Source organism: Burkholderia sp. KBS0801 (genome assembly GCF_005937855.2).
Taxonomy (GTDB): Bacteria; Pseudomonadota; Gammaproteobacteria; order Burkholderiales; family Burkholderiaceae; genus Burkholderia; species Burkholderia ambifaria.
This window is the reverse complement of the sequence record NZ_CP042179.1, coordinates 923,653-949,777: the sequence shown is the minus strand read 5'-3', so window position 1 is coordinate 949,777 and position 26,125 is coordinate 923,653. Positions and strand designations below refer to the sequence as shown.

The following is a 26,125-nucleotide window of genomic DNA, read 5'->3' as shown; positions in this document are numbered from 1 at the left end:
AAGCAGATGGCACGTCTTTCTCTAGTGTCGATTGAGGAAACCAAGGAGAGCAACATGAATGTCAAGACCGTCGCATCGATTCGCGCCAGGGTGGGTAGCCGTAGGTCGCGGCGCATGCAGCGTGGGGCCACCCTGCTCGAAGCGATCGCCTATCTCGGGATCGCCGCAATCGTCGTCATCGGTGCCATTGCGCTGCTGCGCGGCGCATTCGGCAGTGCTTCGTCGAATCAGACGGCCGAGCAGGTGACGGCTATCCAAACCGGCGTCAAGAAGCTGTATATGGGGCAGACCAACGGCTACACCGGGTTGACGACCACCGTCGCCATTGGCGCCGGCATCATCCCGACTACGCTCGTCATCGACACCGCGGCAAATACCGTCACCGATGCCTGGGGTGGCGCCGTAACCATTACGGGCACTGGCACCGGTACATTCACGATCGAATTCGATTCCGTGCCGACGGACGTATGCATCAACGCGGCATCTGCTGGCGGAACCTGGACAGCCGTCTCGATCGGCGGCTCGGCGCAAACCGTGCCGGTCACGCCCGCCGCCGCTCAGGCGGCTTGTGCCGGTGGTGCGAAGAACATCATCTGGACCTCCGCCTGATCGAGGCCCGAGTATCGGCCTTCGCTCCGATTGACGCCACGAGCCGCCCGCCATGTTCCTGATCTGGATCGTCGCCGCCTTCGCGATGCTTACCGGTGCCTACGCGCTGCTCGGCGCCGAGGCGGCGCCGGCACCGCTCGCACCGTCGGCGATGGCGCTCGCGGCGAACATGAGCGCCTACCGGCAGGCCGTGGTGGCCTTCGCGCGCGCCAACCCGTCGTTCGCTGGCAGCGTGCCGGCGGCGAGCCTCGCGCCCTACCTCGGGGCGAGCGTTCCCAATCCGGTGTGGCGGAACTACGTCCAGCCCAATACCGGCTATGCGGGCAGCCTGGTCGTGGTCTATGCGGCGTCGGCGTCGGCCGCAGCCGCGGTCGACGGCATCGAGCAGATTGCGCAGGGCTCGGCGCTGGCCGGCGTGGCGCTCGGCGCCAACCTCGTGTCCCCCGGCAACCCGGCCGTGCCGCTGCCGGCCGCATTGGCGAACACGATCCCGAACGGCATGCCGGTATGGATGGCGCAAGCGTATGACTGAGCGCACCCGCACCCGCACCCGCACCCTTGCCCGCAACGGCATGCGGCGCCCCGGCCCCCGTGTGCGGCCGGGTCGCCGCATGTCCGGCTTCACGATGGTGGAGATGCTGGCCGTGCTTGCGCTCGCCGCGTTGATGATGGCGGGCGTCGTAACGCTCACGAACTCGTCGCTCGACGATACGCGCGCGCAGCAGGCCGCGCTTTATCAGTCGCAGCTGACGGCGGCTGCCACGCGGCTCATTCAACAGAACTACACGGCGCTCGCGGCCCAGGCCACGACCACCTCGCCGGTGATCGCGAAAATGACCGGCTCGACGTATCAGCTGTCGACCTACCTGTCGAATGCGTTGAGCGGCACGAACCCCTATGGTCAGGTGCCGTGCCTGCTCGTCTACGCGGCTCCGGGCGGCGCCAACCCGGCGGCGTTGCAGGCGCTGCTCGTCACGGAGGGCGGCCGGACCATTGCCGATCCCGAACTCGGCTACATCGCGGCGAACGCCGGCCCCGGTGGCGGTTCGATCCAGGCGGCGAACAATGCGATCGGCGCGGCCATCGGCGCCTTCGGCACCTGGAAGATCGATGCGCCCAACCCGGCGAATACATCCTGCACAGGCACGAAAACGGGCACGGGACATCTGGCGAGCCTGATTTTCTACGACGGCACGCAGGCGCAGAACGTCGACTATCTGTACCGCGTGGCCGTGCCGGGCAATCCGCAGGCGAACACGATGCAAGTGCCGATCGTGCTCGCGCGGCAGATCGACTATGCCGCCTGCACGCAGCCCGGCGCCATCGCGGCCGACGCTTCGGGCAACGTCCTGAATTGCGATGGAACGCAGAATCTCTGGGTGCCGCAGGCGGCCTATCACTGGCGCGAACCGGTGGCCGACGAAGCGGCGCTCGGGGGCGTTGCCGCGCATCAGGGCGACGTGCGGCTCACCACCGCGACGAATCGGGCCTATGCGTACAACGGCGCCACATGGGAGGCGCTGGCGGTGGACGAAGCGGGCAATCTCGCGCTCGGCAACGCGCACAACGTCGGCGACCCGTGCCCGCCCGCGCCGCAGAATTCGGCCATCGCCCCCGCGTCGGCGAGCACGACGCTCGTCTCCACCGATGCGAACGGGCGCGTGCTGTCGTGCCGCGGCGGCAAGTGGCAAACGCAAAGCGAAATCGAGCCGGCGTCATCGCTCACGGGCTGTCAGCTCGTGATGGCCAACCCGAACGGCGCGGGCGATTACTCGGCCTGCACGGGCCAGCCGGCGACGAACTTCCAATCGGGCGCCTATTCGTACAACGGCAGCAACGGTACGTACTCGTATACGTTCAGGACGACCGTCAACCTCACCAAGCCGGGGATCATCGTCGCGTCCACCTGGGCGCACTTGAACGACGGCATGTGCAACGGCCCCACCGGCAACCGGGCGCAGCTCTCGCAGAGCATCGACATCACCGACAGCGGCAACCACAACCTCGGGCATACGGAGAGCCAGACGCCGACGCTTCAGGACGATTCGGGCGGGATCAACAACGCGCTGTCCCAGGCGGGCACATCTGGCGCCTATACGATCGTCGTGACGACGAACTGGGCGACGTACGCCGGTATCACGACGCCGTGGGTCAGCAGCTTTTGCGGGGAGTCCGGCCAGACGGTCTGGAACACGCCCGTCGCGGCGGGCTGGACGATCAACTCCTACTACTGAGCGCCCGACCGTGAGCCCATCGACACCGCACACCTTCGCAGCACCGCCACGCACGTCGCGACCGGCGCAAGCGGCGCCATTGCGCCGCCACAGCCTTCGCGCGGGCTCAGTGCGGCGCGAGCGTCTGCAGCATTTCGTGCAGCTCGAGCCGGTTGTAGGTCGCGCGCAGCACGTCGCGCGGCAGGCATTGCTGCTTCGATACGAGGCTGAAGAGGTGATCGTTGAGCATGCGCGACATGTTGTCTTCCTTGCGCTTCATGAACTCGGCAAGGTACGGCAGCTTGCCCGGATCGGTCAGCAGGCCGCTGATCTGCTGATTATTGTTGAAGAGCAGTTCGCTCGCGAGCACGAAGTTCTCGCCATCCTCCGTCGGCACGAGGCATTGGCAGATCACGCCGATGAGGCAGTTCGCGAGCGCGGCCGCATAGCGCTCGCGCTGCTCGGCCGGAAAAAACGACAGCAGACGCGTGAGCGTGCCGATCGCGCTGCCCGTGTGCATCGTCGCGAGCACGAGATGGCCCGATTCGCCGGCCTGCAGCGCCGTCTCCGCCGTCTCGGGGTCGCGCACCTCGCCCACCATGATGACGTCGGGTTTTTGCCGCAGCGCCTCGCGCAGGCCGGCCGAGAAGCTCGGCGTGTCGGTGGGCACTTGCCGCTGCGAGACGATCGACGTGCGGCCCTCGAGTTCGTATTCGATCGGCTCTTCGATCGTGACGATATGGCTGTTGCGCGTGCGGTTGATGTGCTCGAGCAGCGAGGCGATGGTCGTCGTCTTTCCCGAGCCGGTCGGGCCCGTCACGAGGATCAGCCCCTTGGCGCTGTCGATCATCGAGCGCACGTAGGCGGGCAGGCCGAGCTTGTCGAGCGCGAGCGGCTGCAGCGGCAGGCGGCGGATCGAGATGACGAGCTTGCGGCCGCCATTGGTGCGGTAGATGTTGCAGCGAAGGCGGCAGCGCGTGAGCACGAACGGGCGATCGATCGCGCCGTGCTGAAGCAGCGCCTCCCAGTCCGGTTCGATCGAGGCCAGTGTGGGCAGCATTTCGTCGTGGAGCACGGGCTCCTCGCCGACGGCGAGCCAGCCGCGCGGCGCCTTGATCATGATCGGCCGGTCCTGCTCGATATGGATGTCGGTGAAAGTCTGCCGCAGGTCGATCAATTCGAGAATCTCGCGCGTCAGGTCGCGACGTTCGTGACTCGGAACGTTCATCGTCAATGCCCTTCCTATGAAAGATAGTCGGAACTTACATGAAAACTTTGTCTATGTGTCGGAGAAGCACCGGGCGGCGCCGCGTACGTTTCATCGCAGGCGGCGCGTCATGAACTGGGCTCGCCGACTGGGCACCGTGGCCCTCGCCGCCGCGCTCGCATTCGGGGCGACGGCCCCCGTCGCCGAGGCGGCGGCCGTGCGCTGGAAGGCGTCGATCGTCGATTACGAAGCGCAGGGCAAGGACATCAAGGATGTGCTGCGCGACTTCGGCGCGAGCCAGGGCATCCCCACGCGCATCGCCGCCGATGTGAGCGGCACCGTGAGCGGCAAGTTCCATCTGCCGCCGCGGCGCTTTCTCGATACGCTCGCGTCGTCGTTCGGCTTCGTGTGGTACTACGACGGCGAAGTGCTTGACATCACGACGGCCGCCGAACTGCAGAGCACGCTCGTGAAGCTCGATTCGGCCGATACGGGCGCGCTGCGCGATGCGCTCGACCGCCTGCGCATCTCCGACGAGCGCTTTCCGATCGTCTACGACAGCGCGCAGGGCACGGCGCTCGTGAGCGGGCCGCCTCGCTACGTGCAGATGGTGACGAACGTGGCCTCGCGGCTCGACAACAACGCGGCGCATCGAAGCGGCACGCAGGTACGCGTCTTTCCGCTCTTTCACGCGTGGGCGCACGACCGCACGGTGCCCATCGACGGCCGGCAGGTCACGCTGCAGGGCGTGGTGGCCGTGCTCAACGGCATCTACCACCCGCACATGGCCAAGGCCGCCGACAAGCGCGGCGAGGGCGAGGGCGGCCGCGCGGCGGGCGGCGTGAAACGCAACACGCCGATCAACGACGTGAACGGCAACGCCTACAACGGCCCGTACATTCCGCCGCCGGTGCCGTCGGGCGCGGCCGGCAAGGGCATGTTCGCCGGGCTCACCGGGCAGCCTTCGCCGGCCGTGGCGGCGGCGGTGGGCGAGCCGCCGCCGCCGCAGAACACGAGCACCGCGCCGGCGAGCGACGATCAACTGCCCGTCATCGTCGCGGACCAGCGCACGAACTCCGTCGTGATTCGCGATACGGCCGACCGGATGGATCAGTACGGCAAACTGATCGATCGCCTCGACGTCAAACCGCAACTGATCGAGATCGAGGCGCACATCATCGAGATCGACGACGACGCGCTGCGTCAGCTCGGCGTCGACTGGACCGCGCACAACAGCCACATCGACGTGCAGACCGGTACCGGCACGCTCGGACAGAACACCTACAACGGCACGCTCTCGCAGAACTTCGGCCAGACGGCGCTGGCGGGCAACGTGCTCGCGGCGGCAACGCCCGTGGGCGCATCGGTGGCCGCCGTGCTCGGCGACGCCGGCCGCTATCTGATGGCACGCATCTCGGCGCTGCAGGAGACGAAGGCCGCCAAGATCGACGCGAGCCCGAAGGTCGTCACGCTCAACAACATCGAGGCCGTGATGGACAACCAGACGCAGTTTTTCGTGCCGGTGTCGGGATACACGTCGGGCGATCTCTACAGCGTGTCGACGGGCATCTCGCTGCGTGTGCTGCCGATGGTCGTGGAGGAGGACGGGCGCACGCGTATCAAGCTCGACGTGGCGATTCAGGACGGCCAGCTCACCGATCGTACGGTCAGCAACCTGCCGGTGATCCAGAACAGCACGATCAACACGCAGGCGTTCATCGAGGAGGGGCAGGCGCTGCTCATCGCCGGCTATCGCGCCGACACCGCGACGATGGGCGTGACCGGGGTGCCCGGGCTCTCGAAGATTCCGTTGATCGGCGCGCTCTTCAGGACCGACAGCCGCCAGAAGAGCCACATGGAGCGGCTCTTCCTGCTGTCGCCGCGCGTCATCTCGCCGTGATTCACCGCAACCGCCCGCACCGGGGAATGCAGGAGGCCATGTGAACGAATTCGATGCTCAGCCGCATTCGCTGCCCGGCGTGCAGCCCGGGCAGCAGCCCGAGCCGCGGCCCGCTCAATCGGGCTTGCCCGCCGACGCATGCGGCGAGGGCGCCGCCGATCGCCGCCTGTCCGACGACGACGCGCGCCGCCTGCGCGGCACGCTGCACGGGCTGCCGTGCGGGGTGATCGTGCTCGATCGCGCGGGCGCGGTCGTTCACGCGAACGCGCGCGCGCTCGAGATGCTGGCGATGACGCTGCCCGCGGGCGTCGATTTCAGCGTGGCGCTGAGCGAGCGCTTCGAGATGACGGACGTGCCGCGGCTGCGCGATCTCGAAGCGGGCCGCGAGGTACGCGTGGACGATTCGACCTTCTGGATTCAGGAGGGCCCCGCCGGTGCATGCGCCAGTGCGGGGGCGGGCGAATCCGTCATCGCCGTGACGGACGTGACGCCGTTCGCGCGCTCGCTCGACGAGCGGGCCATGTCGCTGCGCTTTTTGCTGCACGATCTGCGCTCGCCGCTCAATTCGATCAGCGCGCTCACGCAGCTCGATGCGAGCGACCCCGACGCGTTCGAGCGCTGCGGCGGCATGCAGCAGATCACCTCGCTCGCGCAGTACGTGCTCTCGCTCGGCGAGCAGTTCATCTTCTCGTCGGTGACCGAGCATTTGCAGGCGCGCGACTTCAAACGGTTCGATCTGCGCGCGACGCTGCGCCAGATCATCTCGCAGCTGGAGGTCACCGCCGTCTATTGCGGCGTCGCGCTACACTTGTGGCTGCCCGACAGCGCGCCGCTCTGGGTGAGCGGCATGCGCAACTTCGTGGCGCGCGCCGTCCAGAACGTCATCGACAATGCCGTTCGCGCGTCGCCGCGCGGCGAGGCGGTGACGGTGTCGGTCCGGCAGGCCGACGGTTTCGCAGAGGTGGTCGTCCACGATCGCGCGGGCGGGCTGCCGGGTCTCGTCGAGGGCGATCGGCTGACCGACTTCGAGAAGCTCGGCAAGCGGACGGCAACGGGCTTCGGTCTCGGGCTCAAGCTCGCCGTGCAGATCGTCGGCATGCACGGCGGCGCACTTTACGCCGAGCTCAACGGACAAGGCGGTACCATGTTCGTGCTGCGTCTGCCGTGCCTGAATCCTGTCGCCGCGAAGCCGCACGCGACATCGCTTGTCGATGCCGACCGCGCGTTGCGCACGGCGGGCCGCGAGTGAGGCGTCAGAGCGCGGCCCGTATTCGTTTGGCACGCGTTGCGCGGACCGGCGCCGGCTCCCGCGCGGCCGTCAGAACCAAGGGTTCACAATGAAATCGCTTGCAGGCAAACCCGTACGCATTCTGTTCGTCGAGGACGACGTCGCGCACCACGCGCTCATCCATTCCTGGCTCAAGAGCGAGGGCTACCACATCGACGCTTTTCACAGCGGGCTCGACGCGCAGCAATTTCTCTCGGAGCAGTGGGCCGATCTCGCGATTCTCGACTGGGACCTGCCGGGCGTTTCCGGCGACAAGCTGCTGCAAAAGATCCGCAGCCGCTCGCAATCGATCATGCCCGTGATTTTTCAGACCGTGCACTCGGCGGAGTCCGACATCGTGCGCATACTCGATGCGGGTGCCGACGACTATCTCGTGAAGCCCTACGACAGGCAGGTGCTGCTCGCGCGCATGCGCGCCCTGCTGCGGCGCTTCGCGCCGATGAACGTGCAGGGCCGCAAGATGTTCGTCGACGACGAATGCGCGCTCGATCAGCAGGCGCGCTCGCTCGTGGTGGCGGGCGTGGCGCACAAGCTCGGCACCAAGGAGTTCGACATTCTCTGGCATCTCGCCCGGCACACGGGCGCCGTCGTGCTGAGGCAGGATCTGATGAGCGTGGTCTGGGGCTGGGATGCGGCCGTGCAAAGCCGCTCCGTCGACATGTACGTGAGCCGCCTGCGTGCGAGCCTGAAGGCGGCCGGCGTCGGCTGGACCGTGCAATCGGTCTATGCGACGGGTTACCGCCTGACCCTCAAGCCGGATGTGGATCAGTCGGGCGCCGGTGCGTCGGGCGCCGATGCGTCGGGCGCCGGTGCGTCGCCGGAAGGCGCCGCATGAGCGCGGCACGAACGCGAGCGCTCGCGCGCTGCGCCGTCGCTGCCTTCGCCTGCGCGGCCGCCGTGCATGCGCAGGCGGCGAGCATGGAGTGGGCCGGCGGCCCCGGCGCCCGCTTCGTCTACGTGACGAACGGCGCGGGCCTCGCGGAGGTCCTGAATGCGTTCGCAGCGGGGCAGCACGTTGCCCTGCGCATCGACGGTCAAGTGGAGGGTGTCGTGAGCGGCCGTTTCGCCATGCCGCCGCAGCGCTTTCTCGATGTCATGAGCCGTTCGTACGGATTCGTCTGGTACTACGACGGTGCGGTCCTGCATGTGTCGCCCGCGAACGAGCAGGCGCATATCGCCATCCGGCCTCACTTCCTTGCTGCGAATGCGCTGCGTGCGTCGCTCGAGCAGGCAGGTCTTGCCGATACGCACTTTCCGTTGGCGGTGGATGCCGCCGCGCAAACGGTGAACGTGCGCGGGCCAGCGACCTACGTGGAGCGCATTCGTGCCGCGGCCGAGCGCTTCGAGCGCGACGCGCAAAAGCGCGTGCGTTTGTCCGTGCGGGTGTTTCGCCTGAGTGCCGCGAATGCCGCCGACGAAACGCGCGTGGTCGATGGCCGCACGCTCGTCGTGCCCGGCGTGGCCACGCTCTTGCGGCGCCGTTTCGAGCGCCCGGCCGTGGCGAGCGGGACCGCCGTTTCCGATGCACCGCGGATCGTCGAGTTCGATGTGGCGTTGCCGGCGATCGAAGCGGATGCGACCACGAATTCCATCCTGATACGCGATCGGGCCGAGCGCATCGACGCCGACGGCGCGCTCGTCGCCAGCCTGGACGTGCGTGCGCAGCTCGTATCGGTCCAAACGTGGGTGGTGGATGTCGACGGCGACGCGCTCGACGCGTTGCGGCCCGCGCTGCCGCCGGCCATGGCCGACGGGGCAGGCGCGGCGCAGGCGACGGCGGACGCGCGCGAGCACCGCGATGCAGGTATCGCGCCCGACGGCGGCCGCGCGCTGCTCGCGCAGCTCAAGGCATTGGCCAGGAGCGGCCGCGCCGAAATCCAGGTGTCGCAAACGGCGCTGACGCACGATCGCTCGCCGGCCGTCATCGACCGCCACGAGGCACGTCTCGCACGCCGCGATGAGGATGACCTGTCCGATGACGGCGCCCGCGATCTCTGGCTCTCGATTGCACCGACGGTCGAAGGCGCCGCGTCGATGCCGCGTATCGGCTTGCGCGTGGAACTGGGGCGCCGCCACGATGCGCGCGGCTATCGGGCCGTCGACGAAAGCCTGGCGCCGGGCGAGTGCCTCGTCATCGAGGGACCGGCGCGGCACAGGGGCGATGTCGAGCGTCGCGTGGACGATACCGATTCCGGCGGTGCGGGAGAGGGGGACATGCGCCGCCGCCTCGTCTTGCTGATACCGCGCGTGGCAGCATAGCGCCGATCGGGCGAGCGCCCGCGATGGCGTGAGTGCGAAGCGACGTGCCGTGTACGAACGGATGCGACGGCTGGCCAGGCATCGATGCGCGCGCGGATGCGCCCGTTGCCTGACGCGCGCTTGCGCTCACCGGGCTTACGCCCGTAGCCACATGAAATTGCCCGACGCGATGCCCTCGAACATTTCGTCGGGCGACTCGAGGATGTTGTTTTGCCAGTAGCGGCCGTGTTCGGCGTAGTGCGAGAAGAGATCGGCGAGATAATCGCCGGTGATCGTCGGGCCCATCGGCAGATGGACGAGCAGCACGATGTTGCCCGTATCGGATTCGAGGCACAGTTGCGCCTGGTCCTGCGCGTAGACGAGCAGGTTGGCCTCGAGCATGAGCCGGAAAACGACGAGCGACCGGCCGGGCGTGACGGCGCCGTAATGAAAGCTGACATAGACCGAATCGGGGTCGGTCTCGTGGTGGTCGAGATGGACGTCGAACCCTTCGATCTCGAGCGTTTGCGTCTCGACGACATACTCGGCGTCGGGCAGCCCGACCACCGCGCAAACCTCGTGAATCAACTCGACGAAACGTTCCCTGCTCATGGGCGGCAATCTCCGGCGAAAATAGGGCGGCCCGGTTGCAAAAAAGCGGGGGCACGTAGCCGGAAAGCCGGGCTTTCCGCTTTCGTGCCCCCGCGCGGACGGACTGCGGAAGGCGAGGGGCTTACTGGCCCTTCGCGGCGTCGGCGATGTTCTTCGCGCCGTTGTTGCCGACGGACGCGAGCGCCGACGTTTCCTGCTGCTGCATGTTGATCTGCATGGCGGCCATCGTCATGGCGTTGTTCTGGTTGGCCATGGCCTGCATCTGGCCGACCATGTCGGCGTTTTGCGAACCGGCTTGCGAGACGCCCGAGCTTCCGATCGATGAAGACATGATGTATTCCCCTTATCAAGAAAGTGATGTAAAAAGCACTGCTGTTGGTTGATGCCTGATGCTTCGGTAAAAGGCCCTTGGCCGTGGTGGCCGCCGGTCCGGACCGGCTGACGCGCAGCCGGATGCTGCAACTGCAAACTGTTCAACCGTCTTCCGTATCGCCGCGGATGCCGTCAAAGCGCCGCGCCACGGGCGCTGTGGCGCTCCTGCAGCGTGAGCACGATGCGGCGCGCCGCGATCATCCCGCGATAGAGCTTTTGCAGATCGAGCCGCTCGCGCTCGTCGGCCGCGGACTGCGTGGCCGTACTGATCCGGCGCGCGGTTTCGTCGAAGGCCGCCGCGATGCGCGCGACCCGTTGCGCGCCGTCGGGCGCCGAGAGCGTGGCATCCAGCGCGTTCAGATCCTGCGCGATGGGAAGCAATGCGTCGTACATGTCGGTTCCTTTGGTGGTCGAGGTCAATTGTTTGCTTCGTCCTTGCTGCCCGCGAACAGATGCTTCGTGCCGTCGGGCGTCTCGATGTAACGCAGCCCGCCCGTGGCGATCACCGCCGTGTACTCGACATCGGGCGCGAGCGCCTGCGCTTCCTTGACATCGACGTCGACGCGCTTGACGTTGTCGCCGAGGTCGGCCCTGACACCTGCTATCAGCGTGCGGAAGGTCGTCATCGACTGCACGCTGCCGCTCACGCGGAAGATGCCGTGGCCTTGGTAACTCACTGCCGCGCCCGTGCCGGCGAGCGACTGCTGGATGTTGTCCACGTCTTGCTGCGCGACGTCGTATTCGCGCCGCACCTTGCCGCGCGCGAGGCTGTCCATGATCCGCTGCGCCTTCGCGCTTTCGTCGGCGCTCGTCACGATGCCGCGCACCGCCACACTGTCCTTGCGTGCGGTTGCCTGCAGATCGCCGAGGCCTTCGCGGTGCAGGGCCTCCTGCAACTGCCGTGCGAGTGCGTCGGCGTCGAACCTCACGCTCGCCGCTTCGCTCGACTGCGTGCCCGCGAACATCACACCGGCCACGGCGATGCCGCCGATCGCGGCGGTGCAGGCGAGCGCCAGCACGGCCGTGCGCCAGGGCACCTTGGGCGAAGCGGCCGGCGCATGGCCGGCGCCGGGTTCGTCCGCATGGGCCGGGTCCCGATCCGGCGCGTCTCTATCCGCGTCAGCCTCCGCCGCGGTGTCGGCGGCAGGCGGCTCGGCCGTCTTCCAGAGGCCCGCCAGCAAATCGAGATCGCGCGGCCAGGCTTCGCCATCGGGGCCCACGCACAACACGACATCGCCGAACGGCACGGCCACGAAGTCCGCCACGAGCACCTCATCGCCGTTCGCCGAGCGGATCCGCGCCACACCGTCCTCGCCCACGCAAAGCTCGATGTCCTCGACCGTCCAGTCGCTGATGCAGACATCCAAGTGCTCGGTCGCGCCGATCCGGTAGGTGCCGCTCGTGAGCCGGACCTGGGCTCCGGCGTGGGTGCCGGTCAGTACTCGAAGCGCTTTCATGATCGTGGTATCCGTGTATCCGACGTGGGTCGTGCCGTGGGTCATGCGGTTGCGGTTGCTCTTCCTGGTCGCCGCTCCGGCGTTTCGCTGCTTCGCGCATCGGGCCGCCGGGCCTTGACCGTCAAAATCAGTTTAGGGTTTTGCCGCTGGCGCAGCCGGCGCCATGCGAACTTCGAACGTCTTATCCGAAGCGCCGGCCGTGGGCTTGGCCGCCCCTTGCCGCGCGGCGCCGGTTTGACCACCGATCGCGCCGCCCGTCGCGCCGCCCGTGACGGCGCCACCGGCTGGCGCCCCGCGGGCCGGCAGCGCGGCTTGCGTGTCGAGAATGCGTTGCTTCACTGCCGCGATCGATTGATCGTCGTACGAGTATTCGATGCCCGCGCTCTGGCGCGCGAGCGTGTTGTCGAGCGATACGCCGAGAAGCCCCGCCACCGCGGCGGCCTTGCCCGGGGTCGCCGCGCTTTGCATCAGTGCCGCATGGCGGTGCGCGTGAAGCCGGGCAGCATTGCGCCGGAGCGCCATCGGCGAGCGCATCGCGAGCAGCATCGGCACCGCCAGCAAGGGCCCCAGCTCGATCTGCGCGGCAAGCCGCAGCACCTCCTTCGCGCACGCCGCCGCGAGTTCGGCCGGCAAGTCCGGCGCACCGAGCCTTTGCCTCGCGAGCAGCTGCATCGTGGCCGCGAGCGGCTGGCTGCGCGCGGCGGCCTTGGCCCGGCCCGCCTTGCCGATCGCGAACTTGCGCGGTTTGTCGCGGCCCTCGCCGGACTGACGGCTGTCGCGCCGAGGCTGCCCGTCGCGCGGCGCACTCTGCTGCCCCTGTCCCTGTCCCTGCTCTTCGCCCTGCCGATTCGAGCCGCGATCGTGCCCATGGCCGTTGCGATGTTGTTGCTGCCCGTCGCCGTGTTGCTGATCGCGCTCGCGCTTTTGCTGCTGTCCGTGCTTTTGCTGCCGACCCTGCTCGTGCTCGCGTTCGCGCTCGTGCGGGTGTTCGTGCTCATGCTCGTGCCGGGGCTCGAGCGCGTGCTGGCCGTCCGGCCGCTCGTGAGCCGATGCCTCTTTGCCTTGCGCCTTCGCCGAGCCCGCCGGCCGCGGCCGTTGGCCGAGCTGGCGCATCAGCTTTTGCGCGGAAGGGGGCGGCGGCTTGTGCATGCCTTCGGCAAAACGCTTGCCGCGGTAGAAAGCGGCGGCGAGCATCTTGTTGTGCTGCATGCGCGCGCGCTGCATCTTCGTGTGCTGCACCTTCACGCCCGTGAAGCCGCGCGCCTGGGTCAGCTGCCCCATGTGCTCGGCGCCGGCCTGCGTCTGCTGCACGAGAGCGGCGGCGTGGTGGCCGTGGTTGTTGCGGATCGGCGAATTCACGACGGCACCGCGAGCGTGACGATCTGATTGGCGAAGCGCAGGATCGCGGCGGCGCCCCAGGCGCCGGTCATGAGCACGGTGGCCACGACGGCCACGAGCTTCACCGCGTACGAGATGCTTTGGTCCTGCATCGACGTGATGGCCTGCACGAACGAAATCGCGAGGCCGGAGAGCGCGGCGACGGCCACCACCGGCATCGAGACGGACAGGCAGAGCAGCAGGCCCTGCGAGGTGATGCGAACGAGCGTATCGGTTTCCATGGCGCGTGCCTCAGCGATAGGTCATGACAAGACCGTGAATCAATGTGGACCAGCCGCTCATGACGACGAACAAGAGCAGCTTGAACGGAATCGCGACGTTCGTCGGCTGGACCTGGTTCAGGCCCATCGCCATCAGCACGTTGGCGATGACGAGATCGACGACGATGAATGCGATATACAGCAGAAAGCCGATCTTGAACGCGTCGGTCATCTCGGTCAGCGTGAAGGCCGGGGCGAGGACGATGAGGTCGTCCTCACGGACCTTCGCCGCCATGTCCTTCGGCCAGACCACGGTTGCCGAGCGCACGAAGAACCGCTTTTCGCGCTCGTGCGCGTGCTTCTTCAGAAAGGCGCGAAACGGCTCCTTTGCCGCATCGAAGGCATCGAGCACGACGAGCGACGTGTCGCTGCCGGGTGTACGGTGCATCGTCTGCATGGTTTGCATGGCCTGCATGCCGATCGGCGCCATCACGTAAGCGGAGACGAGGACCGCGATGCCGTTGAGCACCATGTTCGGCGGCACCTGCTGCACGCCGAGCGCGTTGCGCAACAGCCCGAGCACGACCACGATCTTCGCGTACGAGGTCGCGACCATGGCGACGAACGGGATCAGGCTGATCGCGACGACGGTGATCAGCAGCCCGGTGAGATCGCTAAACTGAACCATGGCCGCGCGACAGCTGAACGAGACGCACGCCGAGATGATCGCCGACGCTCACGAGTTCGCCGAAGCCGATCGTCTGCCCGTAGGTGACGAGCCGCACGCGTGCATCGGGCAGCGCGGTGGGAAGCTCGAGCACGTAGCCCGCGCGCAGCGCCGAGAGCTGGGCGACCGGCATCGAAACCGTGTCGATCTCGAGCTTCAGCGGCAGGTCCAGCTGGCTGATGTCGACGGGCGTGTCGATCGAATCGGTAAGCGGCGCATTGAACTGCGTGTCATGGCTCATGGTTGGGTCCTCGCTCAAGGTCATCAGATGGTGGGTGACGTCTGCCACGGCGCGCAGTTGCCGCGTCCCGTAGCGGCCCCAGACGACTGGCATCGGGGCGGATGGGCGCTCGCTCGCGAAGAGCGCGCGAGTGGCTTCGGGTACGGCACGCAAGATGACGTCCCCCGCGCGCAGCGAATCGAGCGTCGTCACGTTCATCGTTTTCTCGCCGATCTGCAGCCGGCCGGGAACGGCGATCTCGCTGACGTGCGTGGCGAACGGCGTGCATTGGCGGGCCACGAGTGCCTCGAGGGCGTCGAGCCAGCCACCGTCGATGTGCTCGATGGCTGCGTCGAAGCGTGCGTCGCCCACGCGGAACGTGAACGCGCAGCAAGGCGCACGCAGCGTCTGCGGCGCGGCGCGTTCGAGCGAGAGCACGTCCACGCCGTCGAACCCGAGCGCCTGCAGCGCGCGTCGCACCGGATCGAGCAGAATGGCGCACACGGCCTGGCGCAGCGGCTCGTTGGCGGGCTCGTCCGATGCGACCACGCTCGCGAGCCCCGCGTGCTGTCCGACGTCGATGCGCACCGCTGCCATTTCGATGCCCCAGCGCAGGCGCACGATGGCGGCGCGCGCCGGGTCCACGAGATCGCGCGCGCCGACGCCGAAGGCAGAGACGCCGAGCGTGTGAGTGAGAAGCGCGCTCAAGCGCTCGTCGACGGCGAGCCGATGCTGGCGCGCGGTGGCGGCCGCAAGCGCGGGCAGCCGTGCGGGATCGAGCGAAACGGCAACCGCGTGCGGTTGCCCGCCTGCGGGAACGTCGTTGGTCGGTAGCGTTCGTGTGGTGTCCATATTGGCTTTACGTGACGATGATTTCGACGCTGCGCGTGCCGTCGAAGCGGCTTTGCATCACTTCCTCGAGGCTTTCGCGCAACGTCGTCGCATGTTGTGAGATTAGTTCGCGCGACCGTTCGTCCGTGGTGTCGAAGCGAAGCGTCAATTGGAAATGCGAAAGCACGAGGTTCAACGTACAGCCCGGCAGCAGCGCCGGATCGATGGGAATCGTCAGTTGCCAGTCGCCGCTTTCGAGGACGATCGGGTTGGCGCAGAAGTCGGACACTTCGGCGACGATCGAGTCGACGAACCGGTTCATGTCCTGGCCCGCTCGCGCCGGTGCCGCGATGGCCGCCACGACGCGCGGGCCGCCGACTTGCCGGCTTGGCGTCTCACTGGCGGCCTGCGCTCGGGGCACGGTAGGTACGGTGAGCGCTGATGTCGGCACCGGTCCTTTCGGCGGCATCGGCAACGAAGGCGGCGTCGCGCCGCGCATCGAGGTCGAAGTCGAAAGCGAAGGTGAAGTCGGCGTTGTCGGACGCGTCGGCACGTCCATGGGCGGGTGCATGGATGAACGGACCGGCAAATGCGTCGAAAAATGCATGAATGGATGAATCTGCGCGGATACTGACATGGCCGATCCGGCGTGCGCGTCAGGCTCGTCGTGTTCGTTGCCGGCACCGGCCGGTGCATCGTCGTCACGTTCGCCGCCGCCGGCATTGTCGCGATCTTCGTCGGCGGCGAGACCGGCGATCGGGTAAGCCGCATCGGCTGGACTGGCGGCCTGCGGTTCGGCGGGCGCGGAGCAGGGTTGCTCGTCGCCGTCCGTTTCCGATGCGTGGGCGCGGGCGCCTTCGCGCAGGCGCTGAAACAGCGCGGCCTGGCGGCTCAATTGCGCGGCCGGCATGTCGGGTGCCGGCTCGTCATGCTGCGTCGGCGCGGCGATGATGCGTGCGCGATGAGGGGAGGTGTGCATGGCGCGGCTCGCTCGATCACATCGCCAGGCGGCCGACGGGCTGGAGATCGACGTGAGCGCCGAGCTCCTGGTACGAGTAGACGGGCAGCCAGGGCAGCCGCGCCTCGATCATGCGCTTGATGTAGCGCCGGATATCCATCGAGGCGACGAGCGCGAGTGGCTGGCGTGGCGTGTCGCCGACGATCTCCGCGATTTTGCCGACGAGTCCGGCGATCTCGTCGGGCGGCAGCGCGAGGAAGTTGCCCGTGGGCGTCTGCTTGATCGACTGCCGGATGTGCTGCTCCAACTGAACGTCCACGAGCAGGACGGGCAGATCCCGTGGGCCGCCCGTCGCGCGATAGGCGATGAGCCGGCCGAGCTCCATGCGGATGTATTCGGTCAACATCAGCATGTCCTTCTCCTTCGGCCCCCAGACGATCAGGCTTTCGGTAATGCTGCGGATGTTGCGCACGGGCACGTCCTCCTCCAGCAGCCGGCGCAGCACGTCCGCCATCTTCTGCAGCGGCAGCGCCTTTTGCACCTCGGCGACGAGGCCCGGGTAGTCCTCGTTGAGCTGATCGAGCATCCACTGCGCTTCCTGTATGCCGAGAAAGAGATGGGCATTGCGCCGCAGCAGGTCGATCGTGTGGCGAGCGATCAATCCCTCGGGCGTGGCCGCAGCCGCATCGGGCTTCGCGTCGCCCGTGTGGGCCGCTGCGTGTACGGCGCGTGTTTCGGCGAGTGTGGACCGCCCTTGGGGCACGTCGAAGATGAGCACTTCGTAACTGTCCTCGGGCAGCTTGCCGTCGGTCCACATCATGATGCCCGGGAACGGCAGGCCGACTTCCGACTGCAGCGCATGGCGCTGCACATCGAACGCGCGGTCGAGCGCGTCGGCCGCGAGCCGGGTGCTGACGTCGGGCGCGAGCCGCACGCCGAGCGGGCAGGTGAACTGCGGCGGGCGCGGCAGGATCGAGGGCGCGTCGCCCCTGGCGCCGGCACGCTGCAGAGCGACGACGGGCTTGCCGCCGCCTTTGGCGGGGCCGTGCTGCTTTTTCTGCAGCCGGTAGCCGACGAAGCCGAGCAGCCCGGCGAGCAACGCGAAGAGCGCCGCTGGAAAGCCGGGAACGGCCGCGAAACCGAGCAGCAGCAGCGACGCGAAGTAGAGCGCGCGCGAGCTGCTCGTAAACTGGCGCCGGATGTCCTCGCCGAGCGAGGCGTTTCCGTGCTCGCCGCCTTCGTCCACGCGCGTGATCATGACGCCCGCGGCCACCGAGATCAGCAGCGACGGAATCTGCGAGACCATGGCGTCGCCGATCGAGAGGACCGAGAAGCGGTTGGCCGCCTCGCCGGCGGACATGCCGTGATAGGCGACCCCCACGGCAATGCCCGCGACGATGTTGATCATGGTGATCATGAGGCCGGCGATCGCATCGCCTTTCACGAACTTCATCGCACCGTCCATGCCGCCGTGCAGCTGGCTTTCGATAGCGAGCCGCGCGCGTTTGCTGCGCGCCTCCTCCGGTGTCAGGATGTTCGCGCGCAGATCGGCGTCGATGCTCATCTGCTTGCCGGGCAGCGCATCGAGCGTGAAGCGCGCCCCCACTTCGGCGACGCGTTCCGAGCCTTTGGCGATGACGATGAACTGCACGACCGAAATGATGACGAACACGACGAGGCCGACGACGAGATTGCCGCCCACGACGAGCTGCCCGAAGCTCTCGATGATTTCGCCGGCATCGGCATGCAGCAGGATCGACTTCGTCGACGCGATGTTCAGCGAGAGCCGGTAAAGCGTCGTGAAAAGCAGTACCGACGGGAACGCCGAAAGCGTCGCGATATGGCCGACGTACATCGTCACCATGAGCAGCGTGATGCTGATCGCGATGTTGATGGCGAGCAAACCATCGATGATGGCGGGCGGCAGCGGCAGGATCATCAGCGAGACGATCGCGATCAGCAGGATGGCGATGCCGGCCTCGCCGATGCCGGGCAGCTTGATGGTCTTCAGCATGTCCACTACTCCGTGATGGCGGTTTGAGGCGCGAGGCCGTCCACCCAGCGAAGAATCGCGGCGACGACTTCGAACAGTTCTTCGGGAATCGGCTGATTGAGCGGTACCTTGTGCAGCATCCGCGCGACGGGCGGGTTCGCGACGATGGGCACGCGCGCGTGCATCGCCTGCTGGCGCAGCCGCAGCGCCTGCTCGTCGAGGCCCTTGGCGAGCACGACGGGCAGCGGAAACTCCGTCGGGTCGTAGCGCAGCGCGACGGCGTAGTGAACCGGGTTGACGACCACGACGTTCGCACGCGATACGCCGCCTTTCGGGCCTTCCTGCGACATTTCCCTGGCCATGCGCTTGCGTTCGCCCTTGACTTCCGGGTTGCCGTCGCTTTCCTTGTGCTCGCGCTTCACCTCGTCTTTCGACATCCGGTTCTTGCGGATGAAGAGCCACTTCTGCAGCTTGTAGTCGAATGCGCCGATGGCGATGAACACGCCGAGCGCGACCACGACGACATGCATGAGCACGGACCACAGCACGGCGATCAACTGGGGTACCGACTGGTCGAGCGCGCTCGCGACGACGGGCATCGCGCTTTTGATCGTCTGCCACATGACGGCGACGAGAATCGCGGCCTTGACGACCATCTTGACGAGATCGATGGCCGAGTTCATCGAGAAGATCCGCTGAAAGCCGGACCCGGGGCTGACCGACGCGAGCTTCGGCATGACGGCTTTCAGCGAGATCTTGAGCCCCGTTTGCGGGGCAAGCGCGAGGAAGGCCGCGACGAGCGCGACGGCCGCGATCCCGCACAGCAGGCCGAGCGCCTGCAGGCCCATATGAACGAGCGCGACCGAGAGGTCCTGCAACTCGCGCGGGCCGTGCGTGAAATCGATCGCCTCCTTGACGACCGCGCGCAGTGTATCGGCAAGGTAGTGCTGGCCCGCCGTCAGCACGAGCACGATCGAGCCCAGCGACGCGACTTCGACGAGGTCGGAACTCTTCGCGACCTGACCTTCCTCGCGGACTTTGTCCAGCTTCTTGTCTGTGGGCTCTTCGGTTTTCTCGTCGCTCATGACGGACTGTCCTTTGCTGTTCGCAGGCGGGTACCCGGGATGGGGCGCCCCGATGCAACGTTAGCGGCGGCGCCGCGGCCGGCGCGATGGCGACGCGAAGCAAGGACAAGGGCTGCGAAGCGAGGTGACGGAAGGTCGCTTCACGGTAAGCGCGGACTGCGCGAATCGGGCAACGCACGAGGCAACGTGCAACGCGACGCAGCGTGAGCGCGGACGGAAGCGAAAGCGACGCTGGCCGTCGCCTGTCGCTTGCAGCAGCTTCGCAATTCGTTGTGCGACTTCGTGCGCGGCACGCGGCACCCGCGGCGCGTTGCGTAACTTAGCGTCAACGGAAGGCCGGGCCCCATCGGGTGCGGCTCATCGGATCGAATCTGATTTCCTTGGGGGAAAGGATGGACGTTCTGAAGGATCGGCCGCAGTGCCCGTCGGGAGTCGTCGGCGCGATCGTCGACCTGGTCAGGGTCGCATTGGCCCGCGCCGGCACGCCGGAGCAAGTTGACATCGACGATCTGGAGCACCTCGTCGAAGGGCTGCATCTGCTGCGCCCTGATTCCGCCGAATTCGCGTTTTTCGACGGCTGGCTGCATATGGTGCGCCAGGAATGGAGCGAAGCCGAATGGCTCTTTCGAGACTTGGTCGAGCGCTCGGTGTGCCTGCCGGCGAGCAAGGGAATGTTGCTGCAGTGCCTGAAGGCCCGCCAGGAGTTCGGGTGGCAGGAGGAGGCCCGGACCCTCCTGGAGGAAGGCGGCAACGAAGACGTCGAACGGCTCGCCAAGGTGTTGCTCGCGAGCGAGGAACTGAAGCAGGCGGTCGCGACGGCGAAGCGCACGGGGCGCTTCGTTGCGCCGGATTCCGCGCTCGCGTTCGAGAACGGAGCGCATGCCGAGGACAGCGTGGCGGACGCGACGCCGTCGCCCTCATCCAGCGACATGCTGCTGACGATGCAGTACATGCGCGTCTGAGCCTGTTGCCGCTACCAGGAGAAACGAAATGAGCATCACGACAGCATCGCAACTCGAGTACGAGCTGGCCCGCGTGACCGGCACGTCGTCCGCGGCGCCGAATGCGGACGCCGTGTCGCAACCCCTCGTCGATAAATTCCAGGCGATGATGGCCTCGGCGCAGCAGCACGCGGCAGCCGTTCACCCGACCGAGCGCGCGGACCTCGTGACGAAAGCGGTCGAGGAGCAGGCCGACTATTACCGGCAGGTGCCGAACGACGTGCTCTACATGACCCAGCACATGAGCGCGCTGTCGATGGAGCGCCTCGCCGCCGCCGATATGACGATCCAGCTCGAGATCGCGAGCCTGAACGCCGACCTGCAGGTGAAGATGGCGACCGTCCAGTCGTCGAAGGACGCCGTGCAGACGCTCATGAAGAACCAATGACATGAAATCGAACCTCGTGCCTTCAAGGCCGCGCGCTTCATGGCGGCTCGTCGCGGCGGCGGTGCTCGTGCTGTCGCTCGCGGCCTGCAAGCAGGAGCTGTACGGCCAGTTGAGCGAAAGCGACTGCAACGAGATGGTCGCCGCGCTGCTGAGCTCGGGCGTCGATGCGCAAAAGAGCACGCCGGACGGCGGCAAGACCTGGTCGGTCAGCGTCGACGAAAAGCAGATCGTGCATGCCGTGGAAGTGCTGCGCGCACGCGGCATTCCGCGCAAGAAGTTCGACGACCTCGGCTCGCTCTTCAAGAAGGACGGGCTCGTATCCACGCCGACCGAGGAGCGCGTGCGCTTCATCTACGGGCTGTCGCAGGAGCTCGACGATACCTTGTCGAAGATCGACGGCGTGGTCGTGGCGCGCGTGCAGATCGTGCTGCCGAACAACGATCCGCTGGCGCAGTCGGTCAAGCCGTCGTCTGCGTCGGTCTTCATCAAGTACCGGCCCGATGCGAATCTCGAGCGGATGACCCCCGCGATCAAGAACCTCGTCGTGCACAGCATAGAGGGGCTGACCTACGATCAGGTCAGCGTGACGAGCGTGCCGGCCGATGCCCCCGATGCGCCTGCCCGTCCGCGCCGGCAGGGCGGGTGGATCGTTTATGCGGGCGGCGCGCTCGGCATGCTGTTGTTGATGATCGCCGGCGGCTTTGCGCTCTTGCGCGGCACCCTGCTCAAGGGCGGCGGCGGCCTGGCGGGCCTGCTCGCGCGCCGGCCAGGGCGCGCGGCGAAAGCGCCGGCATGACGGTCGGCCCGCGCGATCGCACGACTGGCATGGCAAGCAGGGTGAGCCCACGATGAGCACATACGACGCAACTGACGACAGCCTCGCCGCCGCAAGCGGCGCGACGGCGCTTGACTGCGTCGCGGTGCCGGCGGCCGTTGCGGCCCGGCTGGATAGCCATCATCGGCGCCGGCGCACGCTATTCGACTGGATGCATCCTGCGCGCCGCGCGCAGGTGCCCTGCGCGGACCTGCTCGACGCATGTGGCCCGGGGCAGGTCGAGGCGCTCGCCGCCGCGCTGCTCGACGAATGGGGCGTGCCGGTGCCGCCGCTCGCCGCGTTCGACGCGCCGGACTCGGCACTGGCCGTGCTGCCGGCACAGGATTGTATGACCGTGTTCCGCTTGCGCGCGCTCGTGGAGCAGGCCGACGCGTTGCGCGCGTGGATCGACCGGCCGCGCCGCGAGAAATTGGCGAGCTGGATCGGGGCGCGCGGCGTGAAGCTGCTCCTGGCGCGCGGGCGCGACCTTGGCGGGGATGCCCGCTTGCTTGCCGCGCGCACGCATGACACGTCATCGGCCATGCACGTGTCGCTCGACTCGGCTGATGGCGATGCGCTCGCGTGGCTCGGTTTTCGGCTCTTCGAGCGCGACTGCCGGTGGGCGCCGAGCGGCCCGCTCGCGATCATGCAGTTGGCCATGCCGGCGCGCGACGACGCGGGGGCGCTGCCGCCACCTTCGTTGCCGACTTCATTACTGCCTTCGGAGGGCTCGAACCCGAGCCTTTCGATCGTCTCGCAACTGCCCGACTTGTTTCCGGAGTGGTCATGGTGATCTGGTTACGTAATCCGCAGGCCGAAGGCACGGGCCTCGGCGTGGGTGTCGAAGGCGACGTGCTGCGTCATGCCGATCTCGCGGCGATCGTCGAGATCGATGCGGCGTATGCCGAGATGCATCGCCAATGCGACGAGGCGCTGGACGCGGCGCGCGCCCGAGCGCGCATGCTGCTCGACGATGCGCAGGCCCGCGCGGACGACCTCGTCGAGCGAGCCATGCGCGAGTTTGCGCAGGCGGCCGAGCGGGGTTACGACGACGGCTTGCGGCGAGGGCTGACCGATTGGCACGAACGCGCGGCGGCGGCGCGCGCCGAAGCCTGCCGGATCGAGCCCGGGCAGCAGAACCGGCTGGCCGAACTCGTGACGCTTGCCGTGGAGCAGATCATTGCGTCGGCGGATCCCAAGGCGCTCTTCGCGCGCGCGTCCGCGACGGTCGAGCGCATCGTCGCGGACGGCAGCCCGATTCATCTGCGCGTTCATCCGTCGGATCTGGCCGCGGCGAGCGCGGCGTTCGAGGAAGCCGCGTTGGCATGGCGCGAGGCCGGGCGCGCCGTGCGGCTGAGCGCCGTGGCCGATGCGGCGCTCGCGCCCGGCGCGTGCATCGCCGAAACCGATCTTGGTGCGATCGACGCGAGCTTGTCGTTGCACCTGGCCGCGATGCGCGGCGCACTGGCGCGCGCGGTGCGCAGCGTGGCGCCGGCACCCGGGTGCGACGCGCCCGATGCGCGGCCGGAGGGTGATGCGCAAGTCTCCGACGAACGCGATTTCGGCGCGTTGGCGGATGTCGCGGCGCACGCCGGCACGCCGACCGGCGAGCACGCCATCGGCGCTGGCGAGGGCCGCGAGGAAGCAGATGAACGCGCTGGCGACGACGCGGGCGGGAACATCGACGTCGAAGAAGGCTGGCAAGACGGTGGCGCCATGCAAACGGCGGCCGACCTGCCCGCTGATGGTTCGGCCGACGTCGCGCATGAAGACGCCGACGCGATGTCCGTCTGAGCGCGCTTCACACGGCACACGGAAGAGCACATGACAACGAAGGAAGCGCCATGATCGACAGCGCGGACGATCTCCGAACCGGCGAAGCGAGCGGGACGCCGGAAGCGCAACACCATGCCGTGCGCGGTTTTTCGGCGCTGGCGGATGCGATGGAGCGCGAACTGCGCGCCCGCGCGCAACCCGCGGCATGCGGCAAGGTGCAGGAAGTGATCGGCACGCTGGTACGCGTATCGGGCCTCGACGCGACGCTCGGCGAGCTGTGCGAGCTGCGCTCGCCCGAAGGCGCATTGCTGCAGCGTGCGGAAGTGGTCGGATTCTCGCGCGACGTCGCGCTGCTTTCGCCGTTCGGCCGGCTCGGCAGCGTGTCGCGGGCCACGCGCGTGGTGGGGCTTCGGCGGCCGCTTTCGCTGCGCATCGGCCCTCGCCTGCTCGGCCGCGTGATCGACAGCCTCGGCGAGCCGATCGACGGCAAGGGGCCGCTCGAATGCGACGAGTGGCAGCCCGTGATCGCCGATCCGCCCGATCCGATGTCGCGGCCCGTCGTCGACACGCCGATGCCCACGGGCGTGCGCGTCGTCGACGGCATGATGACGCTGGCCGAGGGGCAGCGCATGGGCATCTTCGCACCGGCGGGCGTGGGCAAGAGCACGTTGATGGGTATGTTCGCGCGCGGTGCGCGCTGCGACGTCAACGTCATCGCGCTGATCGGGGAGCGGGGCCGCGAAGTGCGCGAATTCTGCGAGCACATTCTCGGGCCCGACGGAATGGCCCGCTCCGTGGTGGTCTGCGCCACCTCGGACCGCTCGTCGATCGAGCGCGCGAAGGCCGCTTATGCGGCAACGGCGGTGGCCGAATACTTCCGCGACCGCGGCATGCGCGTGCTGCTGATGATGGATTCGCTGACGCGCTTTGCGCGCGCGCAGCGCGAAATCGGCCTCGCGATGGGCGAGCCGCCGACACGGCGCGGCTTTCCGCCGTCGATCTTCGCGGAGTTGCCGCGGCTGCTCGAGCGTGCGGGCCGCTCGGCGCTCGGCTCGATCACCGCGCTCTATACGGTGCTGGCCGAGGACGAATCGGGCGGCGACCCGATCGCCGAGGAAGTGCGGGGGATTCTCGATGGCCACATGATTCTGTCGCGCGAGATCGCCGCACAGAACCGCTATCCGGCGATCGACGTGCTGGGCAGCCTCTCGCGCGTGATGACGCAGGTCGTTTCGCGCGAGCACGTGGCGGCGGCCGGGCACGTGCGGCGGCTGATGGCCAAGCACAAGGAGGTCGAACTGCTGCTGCAGGTGGGCGAGTATCAGAGCGGCACCGATGCGCTTGCCGACGAAGCCATTGCAAAGATCGACGCGATTCGGGATTTCCTCGGGCAGCCGACCGATCTGCTCGTCGATCCGGACGACACAATCGCGACCCTGGGCGAGATCGTCCAGTCCTGATGCCGGAGGCGAGCGATGAAAGACCGCCGTGTTGCCGCGTTCGAGCGCGTGCTCTCGCGCCGCCGCCAGCTCGATCGCAAGCTCAATGCGGCGCTCGGCGCTTTGCGCGGCGAGTTGCAGGCGCTCGCGGGCGTATTGGAAGAGTGCCGGGCGGCGGTGCGCGCGCATGCGGCCGAGCTGGCTGCGCACGACGGCAAGATCGACACGATGCTCGGCGGCGCTTCGTTCAGGGCCGACGCGTATCTGACGCTGCGCGAATTCCGCTCGCATGCGGCCGAGCAGCAAGCAATGCTCGAAGCACAGGCGGATCAGGCCGCGCAGGCGCTGGCGGCGAAGCAGGCGCAGATCGGTGCGATGCGCACGGAAATTCTGCGCAACCGCGCGCGCATCGACATCTACGGCAAGCGGCGCGACGCGCTCGTCAAGGCCATCGAGCTGGCGATCGAGGACGCGCAGGACGAGGAAACATCGGAGAGCCGCCGGCCCAGCCCGGCGTTTTGAAGCAGCGAGCTTGCTCGCAGGCAAACATCCGTTGAACGACAGACGACTGACATGAGCGAAATCACCTTTGCATCGATCGAATCGAGCCACCAACTGGTCAGGTTTCTGATCGTGCTCGGCCTTTGCAGCGAGCGATTGATGGTGCTGATGATGATCTTTCCGCCCACGTCCGACAACGTCGTGCAGGGCCGCGTGCGCACCGCGCTCGCGCTGCTGTGGGGCAGCTTCGTCGCCTACGGGCAGCGCGGCCTGCTCGAGCAGGGGGATGCGACGATACTCGTCGGTATCGGCCTGAAGGAGGCGCTGATCGGCGTTGGGCTCGGCTTCGCGGCATCGACGGTGTTCTGGGCCGCGGAAAGCGTCGGCACGTACGTCGACGATCTGACCGGCTTCAATCAACTGCAGATGCAGAACCCGAGCCAGGGGCAGCAGACGTCGCTGACGTCGACGCTCCTGAGCCAGTTCGCGATTGCGGCGTTCTGGTGCCTCGGCGGCATGACGTTTCTGCTCGGCGCGATTTACGAGTCGTACACCTGGTGGCCGCTCGGCAGCCTCGCGCCCGCGGGCGGCTCGGTACTCGAATCGTTCGTGCTGTTGAAGACCGATTCGCTGATGGAAACGGTGGCGAAGCTGGCAACGCCGATGATGCTGATGCTGCTGTTGATCGACATCGGCTTCGGCTTTACGGGAAAGGTATCGCAAAAGCTCGATCTGCCGTCGCTCGCGCAGCCCGTGAAGGGCGCGCTTACGATTCTGATGCTTGCGCTGCTGGCGGCCATCTTCATCGATCAGGTGCGCGATCAGCTTTCGCTCGTGGGCGTGGCCGCCGAGGCACGGGCGATCGCGGGCGGCAGATAAAGCGCGCGCCACCGAAAGG

The 26,125-nt window shown here is 67.5% G+C and carries 27 protein-coding genes; 15 read left to right on the top strand and 12 right to left on the bottom strand.

The window, feature by feature from the left end:
- The first annotated feature begins 54 nt into the window (after positions 1 to 54).
- Genes FFI87_RS33820 through FFI87_RS33810 form a run of 3 tightly spaced genes read left to right on the top strand, consistent with a single transcriptional unit; the run spans position 55 to position 2,843 of the window.
- A complete protein-coding gene (locus FFI87_RS33820) occupies positions 55 to 609 on the top strand; it encodes a type 4 pilus major pilin (RefSeq protein WP_138850686.1) in 555 nt (184 codons plus the stop codon).
- 52 nt (positions 610 to 661) lie between these two features.
- On the top strand, positions 662 to 1,141 hold the full coding sequence (gene pilM, locus FFI87_RS33815; protein WP_138850685.1) for a type IV pilus biogenesis protein PilM: 480 nt from the start codon (positions 662 to 664) through the stop codon (positions 1,139 to 1,141).
- Between the two features lie 40 nt (positions 1,142 to 1,181).
- Positions 1,182 to 2,843: a prepilin-type N-terminal cleavage/methylation domain-containing protein gene (locus FFI87_RS33810; RefSeq protein ID WP_409995139.1), complete on the top strand. Its 1,662-nt coding sequence runs from the start codon at positions 1,182 to 1,184 to the stop codon at positions 2,841 to 2,843.
- 106 nt (positions 2,844 to 2,949) lie between these two features.
- Here the strand turns inward: FFI87_RS33810 and FFI87_RS33805 are convergent, their stop codons facing one another.
- Positions 2,950 to 4,050 carry a type IV pilus twitching motility protein PilT gene (locus FFI87_RS33805; RefSeq protein ID WP_006750710.1) on the bottom strand — a complete coding sequence of 367 codons (1,101 nt, stop codon included), beginning with the start codon at positions 4,048 to 4,050 and terminating at the stop codon, positions 2,950 to 2,952.
- Between the two features lie 109 nt (positions 4,051 to 4,159).
- Between FFI87_RS33805 and sctC the strand changes: the two genes are divergently transcribed.
- The 4 genes from sctC (at position 4,160) to FFI87_RS33785 (ending at position 9,476) form a co-directional block, all read left to right on the top strand.
- Positions 4,160 to 5,929, top strand: coding sequence for a type III secretion system outer membrane ring subunit SctC (sctC, locus tag FFI87_RS33800; RefSeq protein ID WP_012372033.1), 1,770 nt, complete (start codon positions 4,160 to 4,162; stop codon positions 5,927 to 5,929).
- A gap of 40 nt (positions 5,930 to 5,969) precedes the next feature.
- A complete protein-coding gene (locus FFI87_RS33795) occupies positions 5,970 to 7,178 on the top strand; it encodes a PAS domain-containing sensor histidine kinase (protein WP_144594429.1) in 1,209 nt (402 codons plus the stop codon).
- Between the two features lie 88 nt (positions 7,179 to 7,266).
- The gene (locus FFI87_RS33790) at positions 7,267 to 8,052 is read left to right on the top strand and encodes a response regulator transcription factor (protein WP_138850682.1); all 786 of its coding nucleotides are present in this window, start codon (positions 7,267 to 7,269) and stop codon (positions 8,050 to 8,052) included.
- Positions 8,049 to 9,476, top strand: a complete 1,428-nt coding sequence (locus tag FFI87_RS33785; RefSeq protein WP_138850681.1) for a secretin N-terminal domain-containing protein — start codon at positions 8,049 to 8,051, stop codon at positions 9,474 to 9,476. The genes FFI87_RS33790 and FFI87_RS33785 overlap by 4 nt, the downstream gene beginning before the upstream one ends.
- A 135-nt stretch (positions 9,477 to 9,611) precedes the next feature.
- Here FFI87_RS33785 and FFI87_RS33780 read toward each other — a convergent pair whose 3' ends face one another.
- From FFI87_RS33780 to sctU, 11 genes are all read right to left on the bottom strand, one after another.
- Entirely contained in the window at positions 9,612 to 10,067 is a 456-nt protein-coding gene (locus FFI87_RS33780; protein ID WP_012372029.1) for a molecular chaperone Tir, read from the bottom strand.
- 121 nt (positions 10,068 to 10,188) lie between these two features.
- On the bottom strand, positions 10,189 to 10,398 hold the full coding sequence (locus FFI87_RS33775) for a hypothetical protein (RefSeq protein ID WP_006765597.1): 210 nt from the start codon (positions 10,396 to 10,398) through the stop codon (positions 10,189 to 10,191).
- Positions 10,399 to 10,571: 173 nt separating this feature from the next.
- On the bottom strand, positions 10,572 to 10,832 hold the full coding sequence (locus tag FFI87_RS33770; RefSeq protein WP_011660757.1) for a hypothetical protein: 261 nt from the start codon (positions 10,830 to 10,832) through the stop codon (positions 10,572 to 10,574).
- A 23-nt stretch (positions 10,833 to 10,855) separates the two neighbouring features.
- Positions 10,856 to 11,941, bottom strand: coding sequence for an HrpD5 family protein (gene hrpD5, locus FFI87_RS33765; RefSeq protein WP_138850680.1), 1,086 nt, complete (start codon positions 11,939 to 11,941; stop codon positions 10,856 to 10,858).
- A gap of 87 nt (positions 11,942 to 12,028) precedes the next feature.
- Complete coding sequence (locus FFI87_RS33760; RefSeq protein ID WP_138850679.1) at positions 12,029 to 13,255, bottom strand: helicase; 1,227 nt, start codon at positions 13,253 to 13,255, stop codon at positions 12,029 to 12,031.
- Positions 13,252 to 13,515 (bottom strand): type III secretion system export apparatus subunit SctS, encoded by a 264-nt coding sequence (gene sctS, locus FFI87_RS33755; RefSeq protein ID WP_012372025.1) that lies wholly within the window; start codon positions 13,513 to 13,515, stop codon positions 13,252 to 13,254. The genes FFI87_RS33760 and sctS overlap by 4 nt, the downstream gene beginning before the upstream one ends.
- Before the next feature lie 10 nt (positions 13,516 to 13,525).
- A complete protein-coding gene (gene sctR, locus FFI87_RS33750; RefSeq protein WP_138850678.1) occupies positions 13,526 to 14,182 on the bottom strand; it encodes a type III secretion system export apparatus subunit SctR in 657 nt (218 codons plus the stop codon).
- Positions 14,169 to 15,293 carry a type III secretion system cytoplasmic ring protein SctQ gene (sctQ, locus tag FFI87_RS33745; RefSeq protein WP_138850677.1) on the bottom strand — a complete coding sequence of 375 codons (1,125 nt, stop codon included), beginning with the start codon at positions 15,291 to 15,293 and terminating at the stop codon, positions 14,169 to 14,171. Before sctQ ends, sctR begins: the two co-directional genes overlap by 14 nt.
- A 7-nt stretch (positions 15,294 to 15,300) precedes the next feature.
- Entirely contained in the window at positions 15,301 to 16,182 is an 882-nt protein-coding gene (sctP, locus tag FFI87_RS33740; RefSeq protein ID WP_261378666.1) for a type III secretion system protein SctP, read from the bottom strand.
- 85 nt (positions 16,183 to 16,267) lie between these two features.
- Complete coding sequence (locus FFI87_RS33735) at positions 16,268 to 18,244, bottom strand: FHIPEP family type III secretion protein (RefSeq protein WP_138850887.1); 1,977 nt, start codon at positions 18,242 to 18,244, stop codon at positions 16,268 to 16,270.
- A gap of 5 nt (positions 18,245 to 18,249) precedes the next feature.
- On the bottom strand, positions 18,250 to 19,308 hold the full coding sequence (sctU, locus tag FFI87_RS33730; protein WP_138850675.1) for a type III secretion system export apparatus subunit SctU: 1,059 nt from the start codon (positions 19,306 to 19,308) through the stop codon (positions 18,250 to 18,252).
- 350 nt (positions 19,309 to 19,658) lie between these two features.
- On the opposite strand from sctU, the gene FFI87_RS33725 reads away from it, so the two are divergent.
- The 8 genes from FFI87_RS33725 to sctT are packed head-to-tail and all read left to right on the top strand — an operon-like array spanning position 19,659 to position 26,106.
- The gene (locus FFI87_RS33725) at positions 19,659 to 20,270 is read left to right on the top strand and encodes an HrpB1 family type III secretion system apparatus protein (protein ID WP_244097046.1); all 612 of its coding nucleotides are present in this window, start codon (positions 19,659 to 19,661) and stop codon (positions 20,268 to 20,270) included.
- A 28-nt stretch (positions 20,271 to 20,298) separates the two neighbouring features.
- The gene (locus tag FFI87_RS33720) at positions 20,299 to 20,697 is read left to right on the top strand and encodes a hypothetical protein (protein WP_006750693.1); all 399 of its coding nucleotides are present in this window, start codon (positions 20,299 to 20,301) and stop codon (positions 20,695 to 20,697) included.
- Position 20,698: 1 nt separating this feature from the next.
- A complete protein-coding gene (gene sctJ / locus FFI87_RS33715; RefSeq protein WP_138850674.1) occupies positions 20,699 to 21,493 on the top strand; it encodes a type III secretion system inner membrane ring lipoprotein SctJ in 795 nt (264 codons plus the stop codon).
- A gap of 52 nt (positions 21,494 to 21,545) precedes the next feature.
- The gene (locus FFI87_RS33710; RefSeq protein ID WP_138850673.1) at positions 21,546 to 22,304 is read left to right on the top strand and encodes a type III secretion protein HrpB4; all 759 of its coding nucleotides are present in this window, start codon (positions 21,546 to 21,548) and stop codon (positions 22,302 to 22,304) included.
- The gene (sctL, locus tag FFI87_RS33705; protein ID WP_138850672.1) at positions 22,298 to 23,305 is read left to right on the top strand and encodes a type III secretion system stator protein SctL; all 1,008 of its coding nucleotides are present in this window, start codon (positions 22,298 to 22,300) and stop codon (positions 23,303 to 23,305) included. Before FFI87_RS33710 ends, sctL begins: the two co-directional genes overlap by 7 nt.
- Before the next feature lie 50 nt (positions 23,306 to 23,355).
- Positions 23,356 to 24,747, top strand: a complete 1,392-nt coding sequence (gene sctN / locus FFI87_RS33700; RefSeq protein WP_138850671.1) for a type III secretion system ATPase SctN — start codon at positions 23,356 to 23,358, stop codon at positions 24,745 to 24,747.
- Between the two features lie 15 nt (positions 24,748 to 24,762).
- Positions 24,763 to 25,248 carry a type III secretion system protein gene (locus FFI87_RS33695; RefSeq protein ID WP_012372013.1) on the top strand — a complete coding sequence of 162 codons (486 nt, stop codon included), beginning with the start codon at positions 24,763 to 24,765 and terminating at the stop codon, positions 25,246 to 25,248.
- A 51-nt stretch (positions 25,249 to 25,299) separates the two neighbouring features.
- Positions 25,300 to 26,106 (top strand): type III secretion system export apparatus subunit SctT, encoded by an 807-nt coding sequence (sctT, locus tag FFI87_RS33690; RefSeq protein ID WP_011660742.1) that lies wholly within the window; start codon positions 25,300 to 25,302, stop codon positions 26,104 to 26,106.
- Positions 26,107 to 26,125: the final 19 nt, after the last annotated feature.